Source organism: Clostridium thermobutyricum (assembly GCF_000371465.1).
GTDB lineage: Bacteria > Bacillota > Clostridia > Clostridiales > Clostridiaceae > Clostridium > Clostridium thermobutyricum.
The window spans coordinates 1,056,406-1,077,595 of the sequence record NZ_KB850956.1; the positions used below are offsets into that span (position 1 = coordinate 1,056,406).

Annotated in this window: 18 protein-coding genes; all 18 read left to right on the top strand. The window is 29.1% G+C overall.

What is annotated here, in order from left to right:
- Positions 1 to 36 precede the first annotated feature (36 nt).
- The 18 genes from topA to infB all read left to right on the top strand — a co-directional run bounded on the left by topA (position 37) and on the right by infB (position 21,170).
- Entirely contained in the window at positions 37 to 2,133 is a 2,097-nt protein-coding gene (gene topA / locus HMPREF1092_RS04875; protein ID WP_002597513.1) for a type I DNA topoisomerase, read from the top strand.
- Between the two features lie 164 nt (positions 2,134 to 2,297).
- Entirely contained in the window at positions 2,298 to 3,077 is a 780-nt protein-coding gene (gene codY, locus HMPREF1092_RS04880; protein ID WP_002597514.1) for a GTP-sensing pleiotropic transcriptional regulator CodY, read from the top strand.
- Positions 3,078 to 3,273: 196 nt separating this feature from the next.
- On the top strand, positions 3,274 to 3,975 hold the full coding sequence (gene rpsB / locus HMPREF1092_RS04885) for a 30S ribosomal protein S2 (protein WP_002597515.1): 702 nt from the start codon (positions 3,274 to 3,276) through the stop codon (positions 3,973 to 3,975).
- 89 nt (positions 3,976 to 4,064) lie between these two features.
- Positions 4,065 to 4,973, top strand: a complete 909-nt coding sequence (gene tsf / locus HMPREF1092_RS04890; protein WP_002597516.1) for a translation elongation factor Ts — start codon at positions 4,065 to 4,067, stop codon at positions 4,971 to 4,973.
- A 93-nt stretch (positions 4,974 to 5,066) separates the two neighbouring features.
- Positions 5,067 to 5,777, top strand: a complete 711-nt coding sequence (pyrH, locus tag HMPREF1092_RS04895) for a UMP kinase (protein WP_002597517.1) — start codon at positions 5,067 to 5,069, stop codon at positions 5,775 to 5,777.
- 11 nt (positions 5,778 to 5,788) lie between these two features.
- Positions 5,789 to 6,346 (top strand): ribosome recycling factor, encoded by a 558-nt coding sequence (gene frr / locus HMPREF1092_RS04900; protein WP_002597518.1) that lies wholly within the window; start codon positions 5,789 to 5,791, stop codon positions 6,344 to 6,346.
- 56 nt (positions 6,347 to 6,402) lie between these two features.
- Positions 6,403 to 7,170 (top strand): isoprenyl transferase, encoded by a 768-nt coding sequence (locus HMPREF1092_RS04905; RefSeq protein ID WP_002597519.1) that lies wholly within the window; start codon positions 6,403 to 6,405, stop codon positions 7,168 to 7,170.
- Between the two features lie 15 nt (positions 7,171 to 7,185).
- On the top strand, positions 7,186 to 7,983 hold the full coding sequence (locus tag HMPREF1092_RS04910) for a phosphatidate cytidylyltransferase (RefSeq protein ID WP_002597520.1): 798 nt from the start codon (positions 7,186 to 7,188) through the stop codon (positions 7,981 to 7,983).
- An 81-nt stretch (positions 7,984 to 8,064) separates the two neighbouring features.
- Positions 8,065 to 9,024 (top strand): AI-2E family transporter, encoded by a 960-nt coding sequence (locus HMPREF1092_RS04915; RefSeq protein WP_002597521.1) that lies wholly within the window; start codon positions 8,065 to 8,067, stop codon positions 9,022 to 9,024.
- Positions 9,025 to 9,043: 19 nt separating this feature from the next.
- Positions 9,044 to 10,198, top strand: coding sequence for a 1-deoxy-D-xylulose-5-phosphate reductoisomerase (gene dxr, locus HMPREF1092_RS04920; RefSeq protein ID WP_002597522.1), 1,155 nt, complete (start codon positions 9,044 to 9,046; stop codon positions 10,196 to 10,198).
- Positions 10,199 to 10,210: 12 nt separating this feature from the next.
- The gene (gene rseP / locus HMPREF1092_RS04925; protein ID WP_002597523.1) at positions 10,211 to 11,221 is read left to right on the top strand and encodes an RIP metalloprotease RseP; all 1,011 of its coding nucleotides are present in this window, start codon (positions 10,211 to 10,213) and stop codon (positions 11,219 to 11,221) included.
- Positions 11,222 to 11,231: 10 nt separating this feature from the next.
- On the top strand, positions 11,232 to 12,281 hold the full coding sequence (ispG, locus tag HMPREF1092_RS04930) for a flavodoxin-dependent (E)-4-hydroxy-3-methylbut-2-enyl-diphosphate synthase (protein ID WP_002597524.1): 1,050 nt from the start codon (positions 11,232 to 11,234) through the stop codon (positions 12,279 to 12,281).
- Between the two features lie 55 nt (positions 12,282 to 12,336).
- A complete protein-coding gene (locus HMPREF1092_RS04935) occupies positions 12,337 to 16,692 on the top strand; it encodes a PolC-type DNA polymerase III (RefSeq protein WP_002597525.1) in 4,356 nt (1,451 codons plus the stop codon).
- A gap of 236 nt (positions 16,693 to 16,928) precedes the next feature.
- On the top strand, positions 16,929 to 17,387 hold the full coding sequence (rimP, locus tag HMPREF1092_RS04940; protein ID WP_002597526.1) for a ribosome maturation factor RimP: 459 nt from the start codon (positions 16,929 to 16,931) through the stop codon (positions 17,385 to 17,387).
- 14 nt (positions 17,388 to 17,401) lie between these two features.
- Positions 17,402 to 18,505 (top strand): transcription termination factor NusA, encoded by a 1,104-nt coding sequence (gene nusA / locus HMPREF1092_RS04945; RefSeq protein WP_002597527.1) that lies wholly within the window; start codon positions 17,402 to 17,404, stop codon positions 18,503 to 18,505.
- A 22-nt stretch (positions 18,506 to 18,527) separates the two neighbouring features.
- A complete protein-coding gene (gene rnpM / locus HMPREF1092_RS04950; RefSeq protein ID WP_002597528.1) occupies positions 18,528 to 18,794 on the top strand; it encodes an RNase P modulator RnpM in 267 nt (88 codons plus the stop codon).
- On the top strand, positions 18,787 to 19,104 hold the full coding sequence (locus HMPREF1092_RS04955; RefSeq protein WP_040413984.1) for a ribosomal L7Ae/L30e/S12e/Gadd45 family protein: 318 nt from the start codon (positions 18,787 to 18,789) through the stop codon (positions 19,102 to 19,104). Before rnpM ends, HMPREF1092_RS04955 begins: the two co-directional genes overlap by 8 nt.
- A gap of 14 nt (positions 19,105 to 19,118) precedes the next feature.
- Entirely contained in the window at positions 19,119 to 21,170 is a 2,052-nt protein-coding gene (infB, locus tag HMPREF1092_RS04960; RefSeq protein WP_002597530.1) for a translation initiation factor IF-2, read from the top strand.
- The last annotated feature ends 20 nt before the right edge of the window (positions 21,171 to 21,190 follow it).

The following is a 21,190-nucleotide window of genomic DNA, read 5'->3' on the forward strand; positions in this document are numbered from 1 at the left end:
GGGGGTGAATAACTCCAAGTAAAAAGGAGTTTATTTATGGGCCAAAAATTAGTAATAGTAGAGTCACCAGCAAAAGCAAAGACAATAGAAAAATATTTAGGGAAAAATTATGTTGTTGAAGCTTCAATGGGGCATGTTAGAGATTTACCTAAAAGTAAATTAGGTGTAGATATAGAAAATAATTATGAACCACAATATATAACAATAAGAGGTAAGGGGGAACTTTTAAAATCCCTTAGAAAATTAGCTAAAAAAGCTGATAAAGTATATCTTGCAACAGACCCTGATAGAGAGGGAGAAGCAATATCTTGGCATTTAGCTAACCTTTTGAAAATAGAAGATAAAGACAAATGTAGAATAGTATTTAACGAAATAACAAAAGCAGCAGTAAAAAATTCGCTTAAAAATGCAAGAACTATAAATAAAGGATTAGTAGATGCACAACAAGCAAGAAGAATATTAGATAGACTGGTTGGATATGAAATTAGTCCGATACTTTGGAGAAATGTAAGATGGGGATTAAGTGCTGGTAGAGTACAATCAGCAGCTCTTAATTTAATATGTAAAAGAGAAGAAGAAATAAAGGCTTTTGAACCAATTGAATACTGGACTGTTGACTGTTCTCTTAAAAAAGAAAGAAAGAAATTTAAAATAAATCTTTCAAAATATAAAACTGAAAAGTTAGAAATGCTTAATGAGGAAAGAGCAAAATCTATTTTAAAAGATTTAGAAAATGGAGAATTTAAAATAGAAAAGATTAAAAAAGGTAAAAAGGAAAGAAAACCTCTTGCACCATTTACAACAAGTACACTTCAACAAGATGCAAATAAAAAACTTAATTATATGACTAAAAAGACAATGTCAGTAGCTCAAGTTCTTTATGAAGGAGTAGAAGTAAAAGGACATGGAACTTTAGGATTAATAACTTATATGAGAACAGACTCTGTAAGAATATCAGATGAAGCTAAATTATCAGCTAAAGAATTCATAAAAGAAACTTATGGAGAAAATTATATTCCTAAAGAAGATAGAGTTTATAAAGGAAAGAAAAATATACAAGATGCGCACGAAGCAATAAGACCTACTCATATTGAGATAACACCTGAAATTGCAAAGAAAAGCTTAACACCAGAACAATATAAGTTATATACTCTTATATGGAATAGATATGTAGCATCTCAAATGGAATCTTGTATATTAAACACAAATTCAATTAGTATAGCTAATGGAGATTATAAATTTAAAGCTAGTGGATCAACAATTGAATTTGATGGATTTATGAAAGTTTATGAATATGCAAATAGTGAAGAAGAAAATACTAGATTACCTGAACTTGAAGAAGGTGAAGTTTTAAAAAGTGATAGCATGGAAGCTAATCAACACTTTACAATGCCACCAGCTAGATATAATGAGGCTTCATTTGTAAAACTTTTAGAAGAAAAAGGAATTGGAAGACCAAGTACTTATGTACCTACTATTTCAACACTTTTAAGTAGAGAATATGTAGTTAGAGAAAAGAAAAACTTAATTCCAACAGAACTTGGATTTATAGTAAATAATATAATCTGTGATTACTTTAAACAAATAGCTGATGTAGAATTTACAGCAGAGATGGAAAGAAAGCTAGACTTTATAGAAGAAGGTAGCATGGAATGGGAAAATGTAGTTAAAGATTTCTTTGATCCATTAAAAGAAGCTATTGATAAAGCTGAAAAAGAAATATCAAAAGTTGTTATTGAAGATGAAGTAAGCGATGTTCCATGTGATAAATGTGGAAGAATGATGGTTATAAAAAGAGGAAGATATGGAAAATTCCTTGCATGTCCTGGATATCCGGAATGTAAAAATGCAAAACCAATTGTTGAAGAGATAGAAGCACCTTGTCCAAAGTGTGGTGGAAAAATTTATGCTAAAAGAAGTAAGCGTGGAAATAAGTTCTTTGGATGTGCGAATTATCCTGAATGTGACTTTGTAAGTTGGAATGAACCAGTTGAAAAGAAATGTCCTGAATGTGGAGAATTCATGGTTAAGAAATATTCTAAAAAAAGCGGAGAATATTTACAATGTTCAAACTCTGAATGTAAATATAAAGAAGAGAAAATAGATAATAAAGAGAAAAAAGAAGAAAAATAAAGAGTATGATGATTAACAATACTTCTTTGTCGAAAATAGACCTGAATCTGTTGAAAATAGATAATTACTGTGATATACTTTAAACCATATTAAGAGAAATTTAAGATTATTTTGAATTTTCGAACAATTTGGTAAAGATTAGATATTATCGAGGAGGAGTATTGATGGCATCATTGCTTGAAAAGACTAGAAAGTTAAATAAGATTTTACAAAAGACGGGTACAGAGCCAGTTGCCTTTGAAGATATATGTAAATTACTTAGTAATGTATTAGAGTGTAATGTATATATTGCAAGTAGAAAAGGAAAAGTTATAGGATATAGCTTTTCAGAAAAATTTGAATGTGACATAATGAAAAAAAAGGTTGTTGAAGAAAGTAAATTTCCTTTAGATTACAATGAAAAATTATTAAATGTAACTGAAACATTATCAAATCTTTTAAATAAAGGAGAATGTGTTTTTGAAGGTGAAAAAGAATGCACAATATCAGACAAGCTTTCAACAATAGTTCCTATAATAGGAAACAGAGAAAGATTAGGAACACTTCTTTTAGCTAGATTTGGTGGAAAGAAATTTACAGATGAAGATTTAGTTTTATGTGAATATAGTGCAACTATAGTTGGAATGGAAATTTTAAGAGCAAAGCAAGATGAGTTTGCAGAAGAAACTAGAAAAAAAGCAGTTGTTCAATTAGCTATAGGAACTCTTTCATATTCAGAGCTAGAAGCTGTAGAACATATTTTTAATGAACTTGATGGAAATGAAGGGCTTTTAGTTGCTTCTAAAATTGCTGATAAAGTAGGAATAACTAGAAGTGTTATAGTTAATGCTTTAAGAAAGTTTGAAAGTGCTGGAGTTATAGAATCAAGATCATTAGGAATGAAGGGTACACATATAAGAATCTTAAATGACAAATTATTAGATGAATTAAAAAAGATAAAATAAAACAGCTTTTATAGCTGTTTTTTTTATGTAAAGAAAAATATATGGAAAAAAGCAAATTTTTTGTTGATAGGAATAAAAGCTTATGGTATACTATCTAAGGTAATAAAATACACACATTGTCTAATTTGTGAGGTGGTCCTTTAAAAGGTTTCTCACAAGCTGAAGATGATGGAGGGAAAAACCAGGAGGTAACAAAATGTCAGTTATATCAATGAAACAATTATTAGAAGCAGGTGTACACTTTGGACACCAAACTAGAAGATGGAACCCTAAAATGGCTCCTTATATCTTCACAGAAAGAAATGGAATCTATATCATAGACCTACAAAAAACTGTTAAAAAAGCAGAGGAAGCATACAACTTCTTAAGAGAAGTTTCAGAAAACGGAAAAGATATACTTTTCGTTGGAACTAAAAAACAAGCTCAAGAAGCTATCCAAGAAGAAGCTATCAGATCAAACATGCACTTTGTAAACAACAGATGGTTAGGTGGTATGTTAACAAACTTCAAAACTATCAAAACTAGAATTAAAAGATTAGAAGATTTAGAAAGAATGCAAGAAGACGGAACTTTTGATGTTCTTCCTAAAAAAGAAGTTATAAAACTTAAAGGAGAAATGGAAAAGTTAGTTAAGAACCTAGGTGGTATTAAAAACTTAGACGCTTCTAACATTGGAGCTATGTTCGTAGTAGACCCAAGAAAAGAAAAAAATGCTATTTCAGAAGCTAAAATCTTAGGAATTCCAGTTGTAGCTATCGTAGATACAAACTGTGATCCAGAAGAAGTTGATTACGTAATTCCAGGAAATGATGACGCTATAAGAGCTGTTAAATTAATAGCTGCTAAAATGGCTGATGCTATCATCGAAGGAAGACAAGGTGAACAAATAGAAGAATAGTTTTGGATATAAAAGGTAGGTGAATTTATTCATTTACCTTTTACCCTAAAAAGGCATAATTGCTTTATATATTAAGGAGGAAATTGAATATGATTACAGCAAAGTTAGTTAAAGAATTAAGAGAAAAAACTGGTGCAGGAATGATGGACTGTAAAAAAGCTTTAACAGAAACTAATGGAGATTTAGAAAAAGCTGTTGAAGTTTTAAGAGAAAAAGGATTAGCTGCTGCTGCTAAAAAAGCTGGAAGAGTTGCAGCTGAAGGTATAGTTAAAACTTTCGTATCAGAAGACAACAAAAAAGCTTCTATGGTAGAAGTAAACTGTGAAACAGACTTCGTTGCTGCTAATGAAGAATTCGTAGGATTTGCTGATGAATTAGCTAAATTAGTAGTTAATTCAAATGTAAACACAGTAGAAGAATTATTAAATGAAAAAATGGGAGATATGACTGTTTCAGAAACACTTACAGCTTTAGTTGCTAAATTAGGTGAAAACATGACAGTTAGAAGATTCGAAAGAATGGTTATCGAAAACGGAGCTGTTCAAAGCTACATCCACGGTGGTGGAAGAATCGGAGTTCTTGTAGAAGTTTCTTGTGAAGCTAATAGCCCAGTAGTTGCTGAAGTAGCTAGAGAAGTTTGTATGCAAGTTGCTGCTGCTAACCCATTATACTTAAACAGAGATGCAGTTGATTCTGAAGCTTTAGAAAAAGAAAAAGAAATCTACAGAGTTCAAGCATTAAACGAAGGAAAACCAGAAAAAATCGTTGAAAAAATGGTTATGGGAAGAATTCAAAAGTACTACAAAGAAGTTTGTCTTTTAGACCAAGTATGGGTTAAAGATGGAGATAAAACTATAACTAAATTATTAGAAGAAAAATCAAAAGAAGTAGGTTCTCCAATGACAATAAGCAAATTTGCTAGATTCGAAAGAGGAGAAGGAATCGAAAAGGTAGAAGAAGATTTTGCAGCAGAAGTTGCTAAGCAAATGGGTAAATAGTTCTACTGTAAAAAGAGAACACTTTGTGTTCTCTTTTTTTAAAAATATAATTAAGAGAAAAAAGAAACTTTAAAAAATTTGGAGGAATTCATAATGGCTGATTGTAAATATAAAAGAGTTATACTAAAACTTTCTGGAGAAGCTTTAGCAGGAGAAAATGGATTTGGATTAGATTTTAGTGTTGCTACAAGAATTGCACTAGAAATAAAAGAATTAGTAAACAAAGGTGTTGAAGTTGGAGCAGTTGTTGGTGGCGGAAACATATGGAGAGGTAGAAGTGGAGAAGGTATGGATAGAACTACTGCCGACTATATGGGAATGATGGCAACTTGTATTAATGCTTTAGCATTACAAGATTCTTTAGAACAAGTTGGAGTTGATACAAGAGTATTAACAGCAATTGAAATGAAAGAAATAGCTGAACCTTTTATAAGAAGAAGAGCTATGAGACATTTAGAAAAAGGAAGAGTTGTTATATTTGCAGCAGGAACAGGAAATCCTTATTTCTCAACTGATACAACAGCAGCTTTAAGAGCAGCTGAGATAGAAGCAGATGTAATTCTTTTAGCTAAAAAAGTTGATGGTGTTTATGATAAAGATCCACATAAATTTGACGATGCTGTAAAATATGATAAACTATCTTATATAGAGGTTTTAGAACAAGGACTTCAAGTTATGGATTCAACTGCTACATCTTTATGTATGGACAATGAAATTCCAATATTAGTATTTGGATTAGATGAACCAGGAAATATACAAAAAGCTATTACAGGTCAAGAAATAGGAACTTTAGTTTCTAAATAAGGAGGATATATATGGTTAAAGATATTTTAAAAAATGCTGAAGAAAAAATGAAAAAAACTATTAGTGTTTTAGGAAATGATTTATCAACTATGAAAGCAGGAAGAGCTAATCCAACTATGCTTGATAGAGTTCAAGTTGAATATTATGGAAGCATGTGTCCTTTATCACAAGTTGCAAACATTTCTGCACCAGAACCAAGAGTTTTACAAATATCACCTTGGGAAGCATCTTTATTAAAAGATATAGAAAAAGCTATATTAGTATCTGATTTAGGATTAAATCCTTCAAATGATGGAAGTGTTATAAGACTTATAATTCCAGAATTAACTGAAGAAACAAGAAAAAATCTTGTTAAAACTGTTAAGAAAACAGGAGAAGATTCAAAAGTTGCACTAAGATCAATAAGAAGAGATTCAAATGATAAAATAAAAGCTCTTAAAAAAGATGGCGAATTAACTGATGATGAAGTTAAAAAAGCTGAAAATGATATTCAAAAAACTACTGATAAATTTGTAAAAGAAATAGATAGTTTAATAGAAGCAAAAGAAAAAGAGATAATGTCAATTTAACTTAAAAAACCTGCTTTTAGCAGGTTTTTTATATAACTATAAGGGGAGGTTTTGGTATGATTACATTTTTTAAAGGTGAAAAAGTAGATGAAACTGAAAATGATTTAAGTTTAGATATGGAAAATATACCAAAGCATATTGCTATTATTATGGATGGTAATGGCAGATGGGCTAAAAAAAGAAAATTACCTAGAACAATGGGACATAAAGCTGGAGTAGAAACTATTAGAAGAATATTAAAAGAAGCAGATAAATTAGGTATTAAATACATGACTCTTTATGCATTCTCAACTGAAAATTGGAAAAGACCAAAAGAAGAAGTTGGGGCATTAATGAAGTTATTAGTTCAATATTTAAGACAAGAAATAAATGAACTACATAAAAATGGAGTTAAAATAAATGTTTTAGGTGATATAAGTATGTTGCCTGAAGAATGTATAATAGAAATTGAAAAAGCTAAAGAAAAAACAAATTTAAATACTGGTATAACTATGAATATAGCTTTAAATTATGGTGGAAGAGATGAAATAATAAGAGGTATTAAGCTTTTAGTTGAAGATGCAAAAAATGAAAAAATAAATCTATCAGATATAAATGAACATATGTTTGAAAATTATTTATATACAAAGGGAATTCCAGATCCAGATATTATAATAAGGCCTTCAGGCGAACAAAGATTAAGTAATTTCTTATTATGGCAATGCGCATATTCAGAATTTTGGTATTCAGATATATGTTGGCCAGATTTTAAAGAAAAAGATCTTCATCAAGCTATATATGATTTCCAACATAGAGACAGAAGATTTGGTGGGATAAAAAAGTAAAGAGGTGATTATTGAGTGAAATTAAATAAGAGATATTTAGGCGCAGTTATACTTGCCCCTATTATAATATTTTTACTATTAGGTGGAGTGTATTTAGAAGGATTAATTATAATTTTATCACTACTTGGTTTATATGAGTTCTATAATGCTTTAAAAGCTAAAGAATTTAAACCAATTTCTATAATAGGATATTTTTTAATAATATTTTATTATTTAAGTGAAAATAATTTTTCTACAATAATGTATGCAGTTGTATTTTTAACTTTCATTATGTTAATGGTTCCTGTTGTAAATAGAAAATATACATTTTTAGATGTAGGAGTAACAATATTAGGATTTCTTTATGTAGGAATGTTATTTTCTTTTATTCATTTAGTTAACATAAAAGAACATGGACAATATTTAGTTTGGTTAATATTTGTTGGTTCTTGGATCACAGATACAGCAGCATATTATTCAGGAAAGTTGTTTGGTAAACACAAGCTTTGTCCAGAAGTAAGTCCTAAAAAAACTCTTGAAGGATCTATTGGAGGAGCAGTAGGGGCAACTATTGTATGTGGGTTATATGGATTAGTATTAAATTTAGGATTTAATATATATATAATGCCAATATATAATTTCTTCATAATTGGAGCATTATGTGGTATATTTAGTCAATTTGGAGATCTTGTTGCATCATCTGTAAAAAGATATGTTGGAATTAAAGATTATAGTAATTTAATTCCTGGTCATGGTGGAATCTTAGATAGATTCGATAGTATATTATTTTCAGGATTAATAGTATTTTATTATTTAACTTTTATAGTTAGGTAGTAAATATAAAGACAAAGTCTTTGAAGAATTTCTTCTAAGACTTTTTTTTATGCATATAAATATCTAGATGAGGTGATTAATTTGGATATTTTAAAAAAAGAAAAAATTCTGGAAATAATTTATTGGTGTATAGGAATTATTTTATTTGTATTTATAATTAAGAATTATTTTAGACCATTTATATTGATAGTTATATTATTTTTTTTAGGAAATCCTATAAATAAATTTTTAAGAGAAAAAATTAAATATAAAGAAGTGTGTGCTGGTATAACTATTCTCTTAATCAACATAGTTGTAGTTATAGGTATTATTTATATATGGAGTAATTTTTATAGTTTTATTAGTACAGTTATAGGAAGCAATATAAATCAAATAAAAGAAATATTTATAGAAATAGAAAATGGAATTGAAAAAATTATTGGAAATATTAATATAATAGATTCAGCAAAGAAAATTTTAAATTTTAATTATTTAAAAGTAGGTGCAATTAATACAGGTGAAGGGTTATTGTCTTATTTTATAGGTAATATATGCACTTTTTTTATACTTGCAGATAAAGATGAAATAAAAGAAGTTGTAAAAAAAATTATGCCAGATAAAGTAGAAAAAAGAGTAAATAGAATAATATATAATTCTAGAAATATAATAAAAATACAAATATTATTAGTTTTAATTTCAACTATAATAATAATAATAGGATTTAAAATACTTAGAGTAGAAAATTGCGTTACATTAGGGATAGTATGTGGTATTTTGGATATTTTGCCCTATGTTGGAACAATAATTGTATTTATTCCTATAATAATATACAATATTATTGTAAAAAATTATTTAATCGCCTTTGGGTTAGTTTGTCTATATTTATTAATTCAAATAATAAGAGAAATTTTAGAAGCAAAATTAGTAAGTGATAAGTTTAATATGCATCCCTTACTATCATTATTATCTTTATATATAGGAGTAAAAGTATTTGGATTTATAGGGATATTCATTGGCCCAATATTTTGTATGACATTAGTAGATATAATCAGCGAAAATTGATAATATTGGAGGAATATAGATGAAAAAAATATCAATACTAGGAGTTACAGGTTCAATAGGTCTTCAGACCCTTGATGTAGCTAGAAAAAGTGAGGATATAGAAGTTGTAGGAATAACAGCTAATACATCTGTTTTAAAAATACAAGAGATAATAAAAGAATTTAAACCTAAATATGTTTGTATGATGGATTTAAATAGTGCAAAAGAGGTAAAAAACTTTGTAAAAGAAAATAACCTAGATATAGAAGTTTATGAGGGCTTAGAAGGACTTATAAAAATTTCTACACTAGATGAGATAGATACAGTTGTAACATCTGTGTTTGGAATGATAGGATTAAGACCAACTATAGAAGCTATAAGAAAGAAAAAAGATATTGCACTTGCAAATAAAGAAACTCTTGTAGTTGCAGGTGAAATTGTTATGAGAGAAGCAAAAGAAAATGGAGTAAAAATTCTACCTGTAGATTCAGAGCATAGTGCTATTTTCCAATCACTAAGAGGAAATAAAGAAAGTGAATTAAAAAAAATATTATTAACAGCTTCAGGAGGGCCTTTTAGAGGAAAAAAATTAAAAGAATTAGAATGTGTAACTTTAAAAGATGCCCTAAATCATCCAAACTGGAGTATGGGAAAAAAGATAACTGTAGATTCAGCTACTCTTATGAATAAAGGACTTGAAGTTATAGAGGCACATTTTTTATTTAATTGTCCATATGAAAATATTCAAGTAGTAGTACATCCTCAAAGTATGATACACTCAATGGTAGAATATAAAGATAATAGTATTATAGCTCAAATAGGTTCTCCAGATATGAGATTGCCAATACAATATGCATTAAATTATCCAGAAAGAAAAAAAGAAATTGCAACACCATTAGATTTTTATGATATGTGCAATTTAACTTTTGAAAAACCAGATATGGATACATTTAAATGTTTAAGATTAGCTTTTGAGGCAGGAAAAAGAGGAGGGCTTATGCCAACTATTTTAAATGGGGCTAACGAAGAAGCTGTTTCATTATTTTTAGATGAAAAAATAAAATTTCTTCAAATTGGAGATATAATAGAAAAGGCGATAGAGAATTTTAGAGATAGAATAGATGATGCTTTAACAATAGAAAATATTATAGATTTAGATAAAGATGTAAAAGAGTATGTAAGAAATAATTTTTAGGAGGAGACTATATTGTATGTAATTTATGCTATACTAGCATTTAGTTCCTTAATTATAGTACATGAACTTGGCCATTTTATATTAGCAAAGCTAAATGGGGTAAAGGTTATTGAGTTTTCTATAGGTATGGGACCTAAATTGTTTTCAATAAACAAAAATGATACTAAATATTCATTAGGAATACTTCCAATAGGTGGATATGTTCAAATGAGTGGAGAAGATGATGAAGACGAAGAAGGAAGTCTTCAAAGAAAAAAACCAATTCAAAAAATACTTGTAATGTTAGCTGGAGTATTTATGAATGTGGTAATGGCAATAGCTATATTTGCAGCTATAACAAACCATTTTGGTTATACTTCATCTAGAATAAATGCAGTAATTCCAAATAGTCCTGCAATGGAAAGTGGCTTAAAGCCAGGAGATATTATAAAAAAGGTAAATGGTCAAAAAGTTGTAGCAACTATTGATGTAACATCTGAAATATTAATGTCAGATGGAAAGTCAGTTAATTTATTGGTAAATAGAAATGGTAAAGATGTAGATTTAAATGTTAAACCAACTTTAGATAATCAAACAAATTCATATGCAATAGGAATTGAGTTTACTAGAGTTACTAATCCTACAATAGGGGAGAGTATAAAACAAGGAGCAAATGAAAGTTTAAGTGTAATAAAACAAACATATAAAAGTCTGAAAATGTTAGTTACAGGAAGAGGATCAGTTAAAAAAGATGTAGGAGGACCTGTAACTATAATAAGAATGACTGGAGAAGCAGCAAGAATGGGAATATGGACACTTCTTAATTTAACGGCATTTTTAAGTATAAACTTAGCAGTTATAAATGCTCTTCCACTTCCAGCATTAGATGGAGGAAGATGTCTTATTTATCTTTTTGAAATGATAACTAGAATAAAAGTTCCAACAAAATTTGAAAATGTTCTAAATGCAATTGGATTTATTTTATTAATGATAGTTATGGTTTTAGTTACAATAAAAGATATCTTGTTCCCAATTAACTTATAAGGAGAAAAAGATGGAAAGAAGAAAGACGAGAGTCGTAAGTATAGATAACATAAAAATTGGTGGAGAAAATCCTATAGTTATTCAATCAATGACAAATACAGATACTAGAGATGCAAAAAAAACATTAGAACAAATAAATGCACTGGTAAAAGAAGGATGTCAAATGGTTAGATGTGCAGTTCCAGATATGGAAGCTGCAGAAGCTTTAAAAGAAATAGTTAAAAATTCACCAGTTCCAATAGTTGCTGATATACATTTTGATTATAGATTAGCATTAAAAGCAATAGAAAATGGAATATCAAAATTAAGAATAAATCCTGGAAATATTGGTAGTATAGAAAGGATAAAAGAAGTTGTAAATAAAGCAAAAGAATATAAAATTCCTATAAGAATCGGAGTAAACTCTGGATCTTTAGAAAAAGATATTTTAGAAATATATGGAAAACCTACAGCAAAAGGTTTAGTAGAAAGTGCTTTAAGACATGTTAAAATATTAGAAGATTTAGATTTTCATGATATAATAATATCTATAAAATCATCTGATGTTAAAATGATGATAGAAAGTTATAGATTAATGAGCGAAAAGGTAGATTATCCTCTTCACTTAGGTGTTACTGAATCAGGAACTAAATTTAAAGGGACTATAAAATCAAGTGTTGGAATAGGAACACTTTTAGCTGAAGGTATAGGAGATACTATAAGAGTATCCCTTACATCCAATCCATTAGAAGAAATAGAAGTTGCAAAAGAACTTTTAAAAGCTTTAGGACTTTATGAAGAAGGAATAGAATTTGTTTCATGTCCTACTTGTGGAAGAACAGAAATAGATCTTATTGGAATTGCAGAAGAAGTTGAAAAAAGACTTAAAAATTCTAAAAAGAAGATAAAGGTTGCTGTTATGGGATGTGTTGTAAATGGCCCTGGTGAAGCAAGAGAAGCTGATATTGGAATCGCTGGTGGAAAAGGTGTTGGAATAATCTTTAAAAAAGGTGAGATAATTAAAAAAGTAAAAGAAGAAGATCTTGTAGAAGAACTTTTAAAAGAAATAGAATCATTATAAAAAGGAGTCCCCAAAATTTTTTGGGGACTAATATTTTTGTAAAGGAGGGAAAATAGTGGGAGAGGACTTTATAAAAATTTTAAATAAAGAAATAAATAAAAATGAAAATTTAGAAGATAAAGAGATAATTTTAAAAAGATTTCAATTTTATAAGAAAAGCGGAATTTTAAAAGTAATATTAAAAGCTAAAATATCATTAACGGAAGAAGAAGAAAATTACATATTAAAACTTATCCAAAGTAGATTAGGAAAAGATATAAAAATAGAACTTCAAGTATATAAAGATGTAACAGGACTTTCATTAGAATCCATAATAAAGGAACACTGGATGGATATTGTTATGGAAATAGGAAAGAAAGTTCCTTTAGTAACTGGCATGCTTTATTCAGAAAACAGAGAGATTAAAGAAGATAAAATAGTTTTAAAATATGGTTGTGAAGCTATAGTAGAACATGCTAGAAAAAAAGGAGTAGGAAAAGAAATAACAAGAAAAATAAATGATATATTTGGAAAGAATCCTATTGTTGAACTTTTATATGATGAATCTTTAGAAGATAAGGATTATGAAGAAAAGAAAAAAGAAGAATATACAAAAATAATGAGAGAAGCGGTTAAAAACAGAGATTTAAGCCACTCTAATGGAGAACAAAAAGAAGTTAAAAACACAGAAAAGAAAAAAGAAAGTAATAGTTCTGAAAAATATAGAAAAGAAAGCTATAGACGTGAACCAAAAGATGAAAATACTATTTTAGGAAGAGGAATAAAAGATGAACCTATAACTATTGATGAGATAGATGAAACATCAGGATATGTAGCTATTTTAGGAGAAGTATTTAAAACTGAAACAATTGAAACAAGAACAGGAAAAACAATTCTTACTTTCTTTATAACAGATTATACAAGTTCTATCACAGTTAAATGCTTCTTAAAGGAAAAGGATAAAGAAGAAGTATTAGATAATGTTAAAAAGGGACTATATTGTAAAGTTAGAGGAGAAGCTATATATGATACTTATGCAAGAGAAGTTGTAATAATGGGTAGAGATATAGTTAGAATGAAGAAAATAGAAAGAATGGATGGAGCAGAAGAAAAAAGAGTTGAGCTTCATTTACATACTACTATGAGTACTATGGATGGAATGACTCCCCCAGCTAAAATGATAGAAAGAGCTGCTAAATGGGGGCATAAAGCAATAGCAATAACAGATCATGGTGGAGTGCAAGCTTTCCCAGATGCTCAAATAGCAGGAAAGAAAAATGGAATAAAAGTTATTTATGGAGTAGAAGGATATTTAGTAGATGACGGAGTTCCAGTTGTTCTAAATGAAAAAGGAGATTCTTTAGATGATACATTTGTTGTATTTGATTTAGAAACTACAGGATTCTCTCCTAAAAATGATAAAATAATTGAAATTGGAGCTGTAAAAATAAAAGAAGGAAAAATAATAGATAGATTTAGTGAATTTGTAAATCCAGAAAGAAATATTCCTTACAAAATAACAGAGCTTACAGGAATAACAGATTCTATGGTAGAAAATAGTGAGACAATAGAAACAATTCTTCCAAAGTTTATGGAATTTTGTAATGGAACAGTGTTAGTTGCTCATAATGCTGGATTTGATACATCTTTTATAAAACATAATTGTACATTATTAAATTTACCTTATGATTATTCAGTTTTGGATACAGTTCCTCTTTCAAGATTCCTTTATCCAGAGCTTAAAAAAGTAAAATTAAATATTGTAGCAAAACATTTAGGTATATCTCTAGAAAATCATCATAGAGCTGTTGATGATGCAAAAGCTACAGCAGATATATTACTTGTTTGTTTTAAAAAGATAAAAGAAGAATTAGAAATAAATACTTTAGAAGAATTAAATAATCAATTCTTAAGTAAAGTAGATATAAAAAGACAACCAACTTCGCATATAATAATATTAGCTAAAGACCAACCAGGGATAAAAAATCTTTATAAATTAGTGTCTGAAGCACATATAGAAAATTTCTTTAGAAGTGCTAGAACAAAAAAAAGTAGATTAAATGAAATGAGAGAAGGACTTATTATAGGTTCAGCTTGTGAAGCAGGGGAAGTTTATAAGGCTGTATTATCAGGGAAAAGTGATGAAGAGTTAGAAAAAATAGCAGACTTTTATGATTATTTAGAAATTCAGCCTTTAGGAAATAACCAATTTTTAATAGAGAATGGAAATGTAAAAGATGAAGAAGAGTTAAGAGATATAAATAGAAAAATATATAACTTAGGTAAAAAGCTTGGAAAACCAGTAGTTGCTACAGGAGATGTTCATTTTTTAGAGCCTCATGATGATGATTTTAGAAAAATAATAATGGCAGGTAAGGGATTCAAAGATGCAGATTCTCAACCACCTCTTTATTATAAAACAACCGAAGAAATGCTAAAGGAATTTAGTTATTTAGGAGTAGAAGAGGCAAAAGAGGTAGTTGTTATAAATCCAAATAAAATTGCTGATGAAGTAGAAATGGTTAAGCCAATTCCAGATGAAACTTATCCTCCTAAAATAGAAGGAGCTGAAGAAGAAATAAGAAATATGGTTTTAACCAAAGTTCATAATATATATGGAGATAATCTTCCAGAAGTAATTCAAAAAAGATTAGATAAAGAATTAAATTCTATTATAAATAATGGATATGCTGTTCTTTATCTTATAGCACAAAAACTTGTGGCTAAATCATTAAAAGATGGTTATTTAGTAGGTTCTAGAGGATCTGTTGGATCATCTTTTGTTGCTACTATGTCTGACATTACAGAAGTTAATGGATTGCCACCTCACTATGTTTGTCCAAATTGCAAGCATTCACAATTCTTTTTAGATGGTTCTATAAGCTCAGGAGCAGATTTACCAGAGAAAAAATGTCCAAAATGCGGAGCAGATTATAAAAGAGATGGTCATGATATACCTTTTGAAACTTTCTTAGGATTTGAAGGAGATAAAGAGCCAGATATAGATCTTAACTTCTCAGGTGATAACCAAGCTGATATTCATAAATATACAGAGGTTTTATTTGGTAAAGGATTTGTTTTTAAAGCTGGTACTATTGGTACTGTTGCAGAGAAAACTGCTTATGGATATGTAAGAAAATATCTTGATGAAAGAGGAATAAGGGCAACAAGTGCAGAAATAGAAAGATTGACTATAGGTTGTACAGGAATAAAAAGAACTACAGGACAACATCCAGGAGGAATTATGGTTGTACCGAGTGATAATGAAATATTTAACTTTACTCCAATACAATATCCAGCAGATGATAACTCAGCTGATTTTATTACAACACATTTTGATTATCATTCAATAAGTGGTAGACTTCTTAAGCTTGATATACTTGGGCATGATGATCCTACTGTATTAAGAATGCTTCAAGATTTAACAGGGCTTGATCCAAAAACTATACCTCTAAATGATGAGAAAGTATTAAGTTTATTTACAAGTGCAACTGCATTAGGAATAGAAAAAGAAAAGATAGGAAATGAAATATTTGGAGAAGTAGGAAGTTATGGGCTTCCTGAATTTGGAACTAAATTTGTTAGACAAATGCTTATAGATACACAGCCAAAAGCTTTTGCAGATTTAGTAAGAATATCAGGACTTTCACATGGTACAGATGTTTGGTTAAACAATGCTCAATATTTTATAAAAGAAGGATATACAACACTTAAAGATTGTATATCTACAAGAGATGATATTATGGTATATCTTATGTATAGAGGATTACCACCAAAAACTTCATTTACAATAATGGAGAAAGTAAGAAAAGGTAAAGGGCTAAGTGAAGAGGATGAAGCATTGATGAAAGAAAACAATGTACCAGATTGGTATATTGAATCCTGTAAAAGAATAAAATACATGTTCCCTAAAGGGCATGCTGTAGCTTATGTAATGATGGCAGTAAGAATAGCTTATTACAAAGTTTATTATCCAGAGGCTTATTATTCAACTTTCTTTACTGTTAGAGCAGATGAATTTGATGCAGATTTAATTTCTAAAGGTGAAGGAGCAATAAAAGCTAAACTTGAAGAATTATATGCTCTAGGAAATTCTGCTTCAGTAAAAGATAAAGGAATGATAACTTCTCTTGAGCTTTGTTATGAAATGAGTAAAAGAGGATTAAAATTTTTAAAAGTAGATCTTTATAAATCAGAAGCAGTAAAATTTGTAATTGAAGAAAAAGGAGTATTAAGACCTCCAATATGTGCTCTTCAAGGTGTTGGTGAAAATGCAGCTGAAGCAATTGTTGAAGCGAGAAAAGATGGAGAATTTATATCAAAAGAAGATTTGAGATTAAGAGCAAAAATAACAAAAACAAATATAGAAACTTTAACAAATCATGGATGCTTAGAAGGAGTACCAGAAACAAATCAATTATCTTTATTTTAAATAGAGAATAAGATAGCAATTCAAAGAAAAATAAAAAAACTTGAATTAAAAGGTAATTTGTGATATTCTAATAAAGAAAAGATTATTGCAAATCGCTTAAGGAAAGGAGTGGGAGAAAAAATCCCGCTCTTTCTATTTAGAACGCAACTTATTTAGTTGCGTTTTTAGTTAGAAATATTAATTAATCTTTTTGGGAACAATATATAAAAATTGAATATGAAAAAGGAGGTTAACATATGAAAAAAGATGCTTTAATGGAAAAGATGGAGATGTTAGTTAAACCTATAACTGATAATCTTGGATATGAATTATATCATATAGAATTTGTCCATGAAGATGGAGAAAACTATCTAAGAATATATATAGATAGTGAAGAGGGTATAAAGTTAACTGATTGTGAGGCTGTTTCTAGAGAAGTAAGTGATATGCTTGATGTTGAAGATCCAATTGATAAATCATATTACTTAGAAGTATCATCACCAGGAATTGATAAGGGGCTTTATAAAGAAGAACATTTTAAAAAGGCTATAAATCAAAAAGTATTTGTTAAATTTACTGGAGCTATAGAAGGTAAGAAACACATTACAGGAATTTTAAAAGAAGTAAATGATGAATTTATAATTATAGAGGGGGATATTGAATTAAATATTCCAAAAGATAAAATAAAAAGTGCCAATATACAGGGGGAACTTTAAGAGGAGGAGAAAAAATGAATTTAGAATTTATAGATGCTCTTGAAGAGATAGTTGAACAAAAAGGAATAAGTAAAGATTTAATATTTGCAACAATTGAAGACGCAATGGTTTCAGCATACAAGAAAAATTATGCAAATCAATATACAAATGCTCAAAATGTTAAAGTTTCAATAAACAAAGAAAATGGTGAAATAAAAGTTTACGCACAAAAAGTAGTTGTAGATGAAATATTTGACGATATAACAGAAATAAGTTTAGAAGAAGCAAAAGAAATAAATCCAAAATATGAAGTAGATGATATTGTTGATTTAGAAGTTACACCAAAGAATTTTGGTAGAGTAGCAGCACAACATGCTAAACAAATGGTAACTCAAAGAATAAAAGAATCAGAAAGAAATATAGTATTCCAAGAGTACAAAGAATTAGAATTTGATATAATAACAGGAACTATTCTTAGAAAAGATAAAGGATTAGTTTTTGTTAATCTTGGGAAAATTGAAGGTGTTATAGGACCAAATGAACAAATGAAAGGTGAAGAATATAAGTTTAATGAAAAGTTAAAACTATATGTAGTTGAAGTTAAATCTACACCAAAAGGACCACAAGTTCATGTTTCAAGAACACATCCAGGATTAGTTAAGAGATTATTTGAAATGGAAGTTCCTGAAATACAAGAAGGAACAGTTGAAATAAAAAGTATTTCAAGAGAAGCTGGGTCAAGAAGTAAAATAGCTGTATTTTCAAATGATTCAGAAATAGATCCAATGGGAGCATGTGTAGGACCAAAAGGAATAAGAGTTCAAGCAGTTGTAAATGAACTTAAAAATGAAAAGATAGATATAATTAAATGGAGTAAAGATCCAGCTGAATTTATAGCAAATTCATTAAGTCCTGCAAAAGTTGTAAGTGTAGTTGCAGATGAAGAATCAAAATCAGCTAAAGTTGTAGTAGATGATAATCAACTTTCATTAGCAATTGGTAAAGAAGGTCAAAATGTTAGATTAGCTGCAAAATTAACTAACTGGAAAATAGACATAAAAAGCAAAAGTCAAAGTGATCAAGAAGAAAACTTAGTAGAAGAAACTATAGAAGATGAAGCTATAGAAACTGAAGAATAGGTAAGGGTGAGGTGTGATTTTTATGAAAACTAAAAAGATACCTTTAAGAATGTGCACTGGGTGCTCAGAGATGAAACCTAAAAAAGAACTTATAAGAGTTGTAAGATCAAAAGAAGGCGAAGTGTCAGTGGATCTTACAGGAAAAAAAGCAGGAAGAGGAGCATATGTGTGTAAATCTCAAGAATGCTTAAATAAGGCTTATAAAACAAAAAGATTAAGTAGAAATTTAGAAGTCCAAATTAGTGAAGATATTTATAATAGACTAAAGGAAGAAATGAATGATGAATAAATTTTTTAATTTTTTAGGCCTTGTAAAGAGATCAGGAAATTTAATAGAAGGCTATAGTAAATGTGATGAACAGAGAAATAGAACAAAGCTAAAGCTTTTTATAATATCAACTGATGCATCAGAATCTTCAAAAAAGAAATTTTTAAAACACTGTGAAGAAAAAAATATACCTTATATTGAAGATTTCAAAAAAGAAGAATTAGGAACTTCTATAGGTAAAGAAGAAATAAAAATATTAGCTGTAAAAGATAAAAATATGGCAGATAAATTATTAAGTCTTTACAAGGAGGATACTATATGTAGAAATTAATCGGGGGTGACTTTATGTCAAAAGTTAAAGTATATGAATTAGCAAAAGAGCTTAATTTAAGCTCAGCAGATTTAATAGAATTATTAAAAAAAGAATTTAACGTAGTGGCTAAAAACCATATGAGCGTAATAGAAGATGAAGACGCAGAACTTATAAAAGAACTTATAAGTGAAGGAACTATTTCAAGTGAAAAAACTATTGTAGATGAATATGAAGATATGTTAGCTGAGGAAGTTAACAAAGGAAATAAAAAGAAAAAGAAAACAAGAAAACAGTTAGAAGCAGAAGCAGCAGCTGCAGCAGCTGCTAATAGCTTAGAAGTTGTTGAAATAAATGAAACTATAATGGTAAAAGACTTAGCAGAAAAAATAAATAAATCTTCAGCAGAACTTATAAAAGAGCTTATGTTCTGTGGAGTTATGGCTGGAATGAACCAAGAAATAGATTTCGAAACAGCTAAAAAAGTATGTGAAAAATTTGAAATAATAGCTGAAAAAATAGAACAAAATGATGAGTTAGATGATCTTATAATTGAAGACAGCGAAGAATCATTAGAAAAGAGACCACCAATTGTAGCAGTTATGGGGCACGTTGACCATGGTAAAACATCTCTTCTTGATGCAATAAGAAAAGAAAAAGTTACTGAATCTGAAGCTGGTGGAATTACTCAACACATAGGTGCTTATACTGTTACATTAAATGGTGAAGATATAACATTCTTAGACACACCAGGACATGAAGCTTTTACATCAATGAGAGCTAGAGGAGCTCAAATAACTGATATAGTTATACTAGTTGTTGCAGCAGATGACGGAATAATGCCTCAAACTAAAGAAGCTATAAGTCATTGTAAAGCAGCAGATGTTCCAATGATAGTTGCCATAAATAAAATTGATAAAGAAGGAGCTAACATAGATAGAGTTAAACAAGAGTTAACTGAGTATGGTTTAGTTGCAGAAGATTGGGGCGGAGACACAATTTGTGTTCCTGTATCAGCTAAGAAAGGTATAGGAATAGAAAATGTTCTAGAAATGGTTATATTAACTGCAGAAATGTTAGAACTTAAAGCTAATCCTAATAGAAATGCAAATGGTACTGTTATAGAAGCTAAGCTTGATAAAGGAAGAGGACCAGTTGCAAGTTTACTTGTTCAAACAGGAACTTTAAGTGTTGGAGATTCAATTTTAGTAGGAACAACTTATGGTAGAATAAGAGCTATGTTTGATGATACTGGAAAGAAAATAAAAACTGCTGGACCTTCTATTCCAGTTGAAGTTTTAGGACTTTCAGAAGTTCCTGCTGCAGGAGACAGATTTAATCAGGTTGAAGATGAAAAAACTGCAAGAAATATGGCTGAAAAAAGAAAAGAAAAATTAAAAAATGAAAGTTTCTCTTCAAGTCATAGAGTTTCTCTTGAAGGACTTTACAATCAAATCAAAGAAGGAACTGTTAAAGAACTTAGTATAATAGTTAAAGCTGATGTTCAAGGTTCAGTTGAAGCAATAAAACAATCACTTGAAAAACTTTCAACAGATGATGTTAAAGTTAGAGTTATTCATGGAGCAGTTGGAGCTATAACTGAAACTGATATAACACTTGCTTCAGCTTCAAATGCAATTGTAATTGGATTTAATGTAAGACCTGATGGAAATGCAGTAGCTGCTTCAGAGAGAGATGGAGTTGAAATTAAAACTTATAGAATAATATATGATGCTATAGAAGATGTTAAATCTGCTATGATAGGAATGCTTGAGCCTGAATATAAAGAAGTTGTATTAGGAACAGCAGAAGTAAGAGAAACTTATAAAATATCAAGTGTTGGAACTATTGCTGGATGTTATGTAACAGAAGGGAAAATAGTAAGAAATTCTGATGTAAGAGTTATAAGAGATGGAATAGTAATATTTGAGACAACTTTATCATCACTAAAGAGGTTTAAAGATGATGTTAAAGAAGTTAAGAGTGGATACGAATGTGGATTAAGTTTAGATAAGTTCAATGATATGAAAGCAGGAGATCTTATAGAAGCTTACACTGTAGAAGCTATAGAAAGAAAAGAGCTTTAATTAGTAAAGAGGTGAAGAAA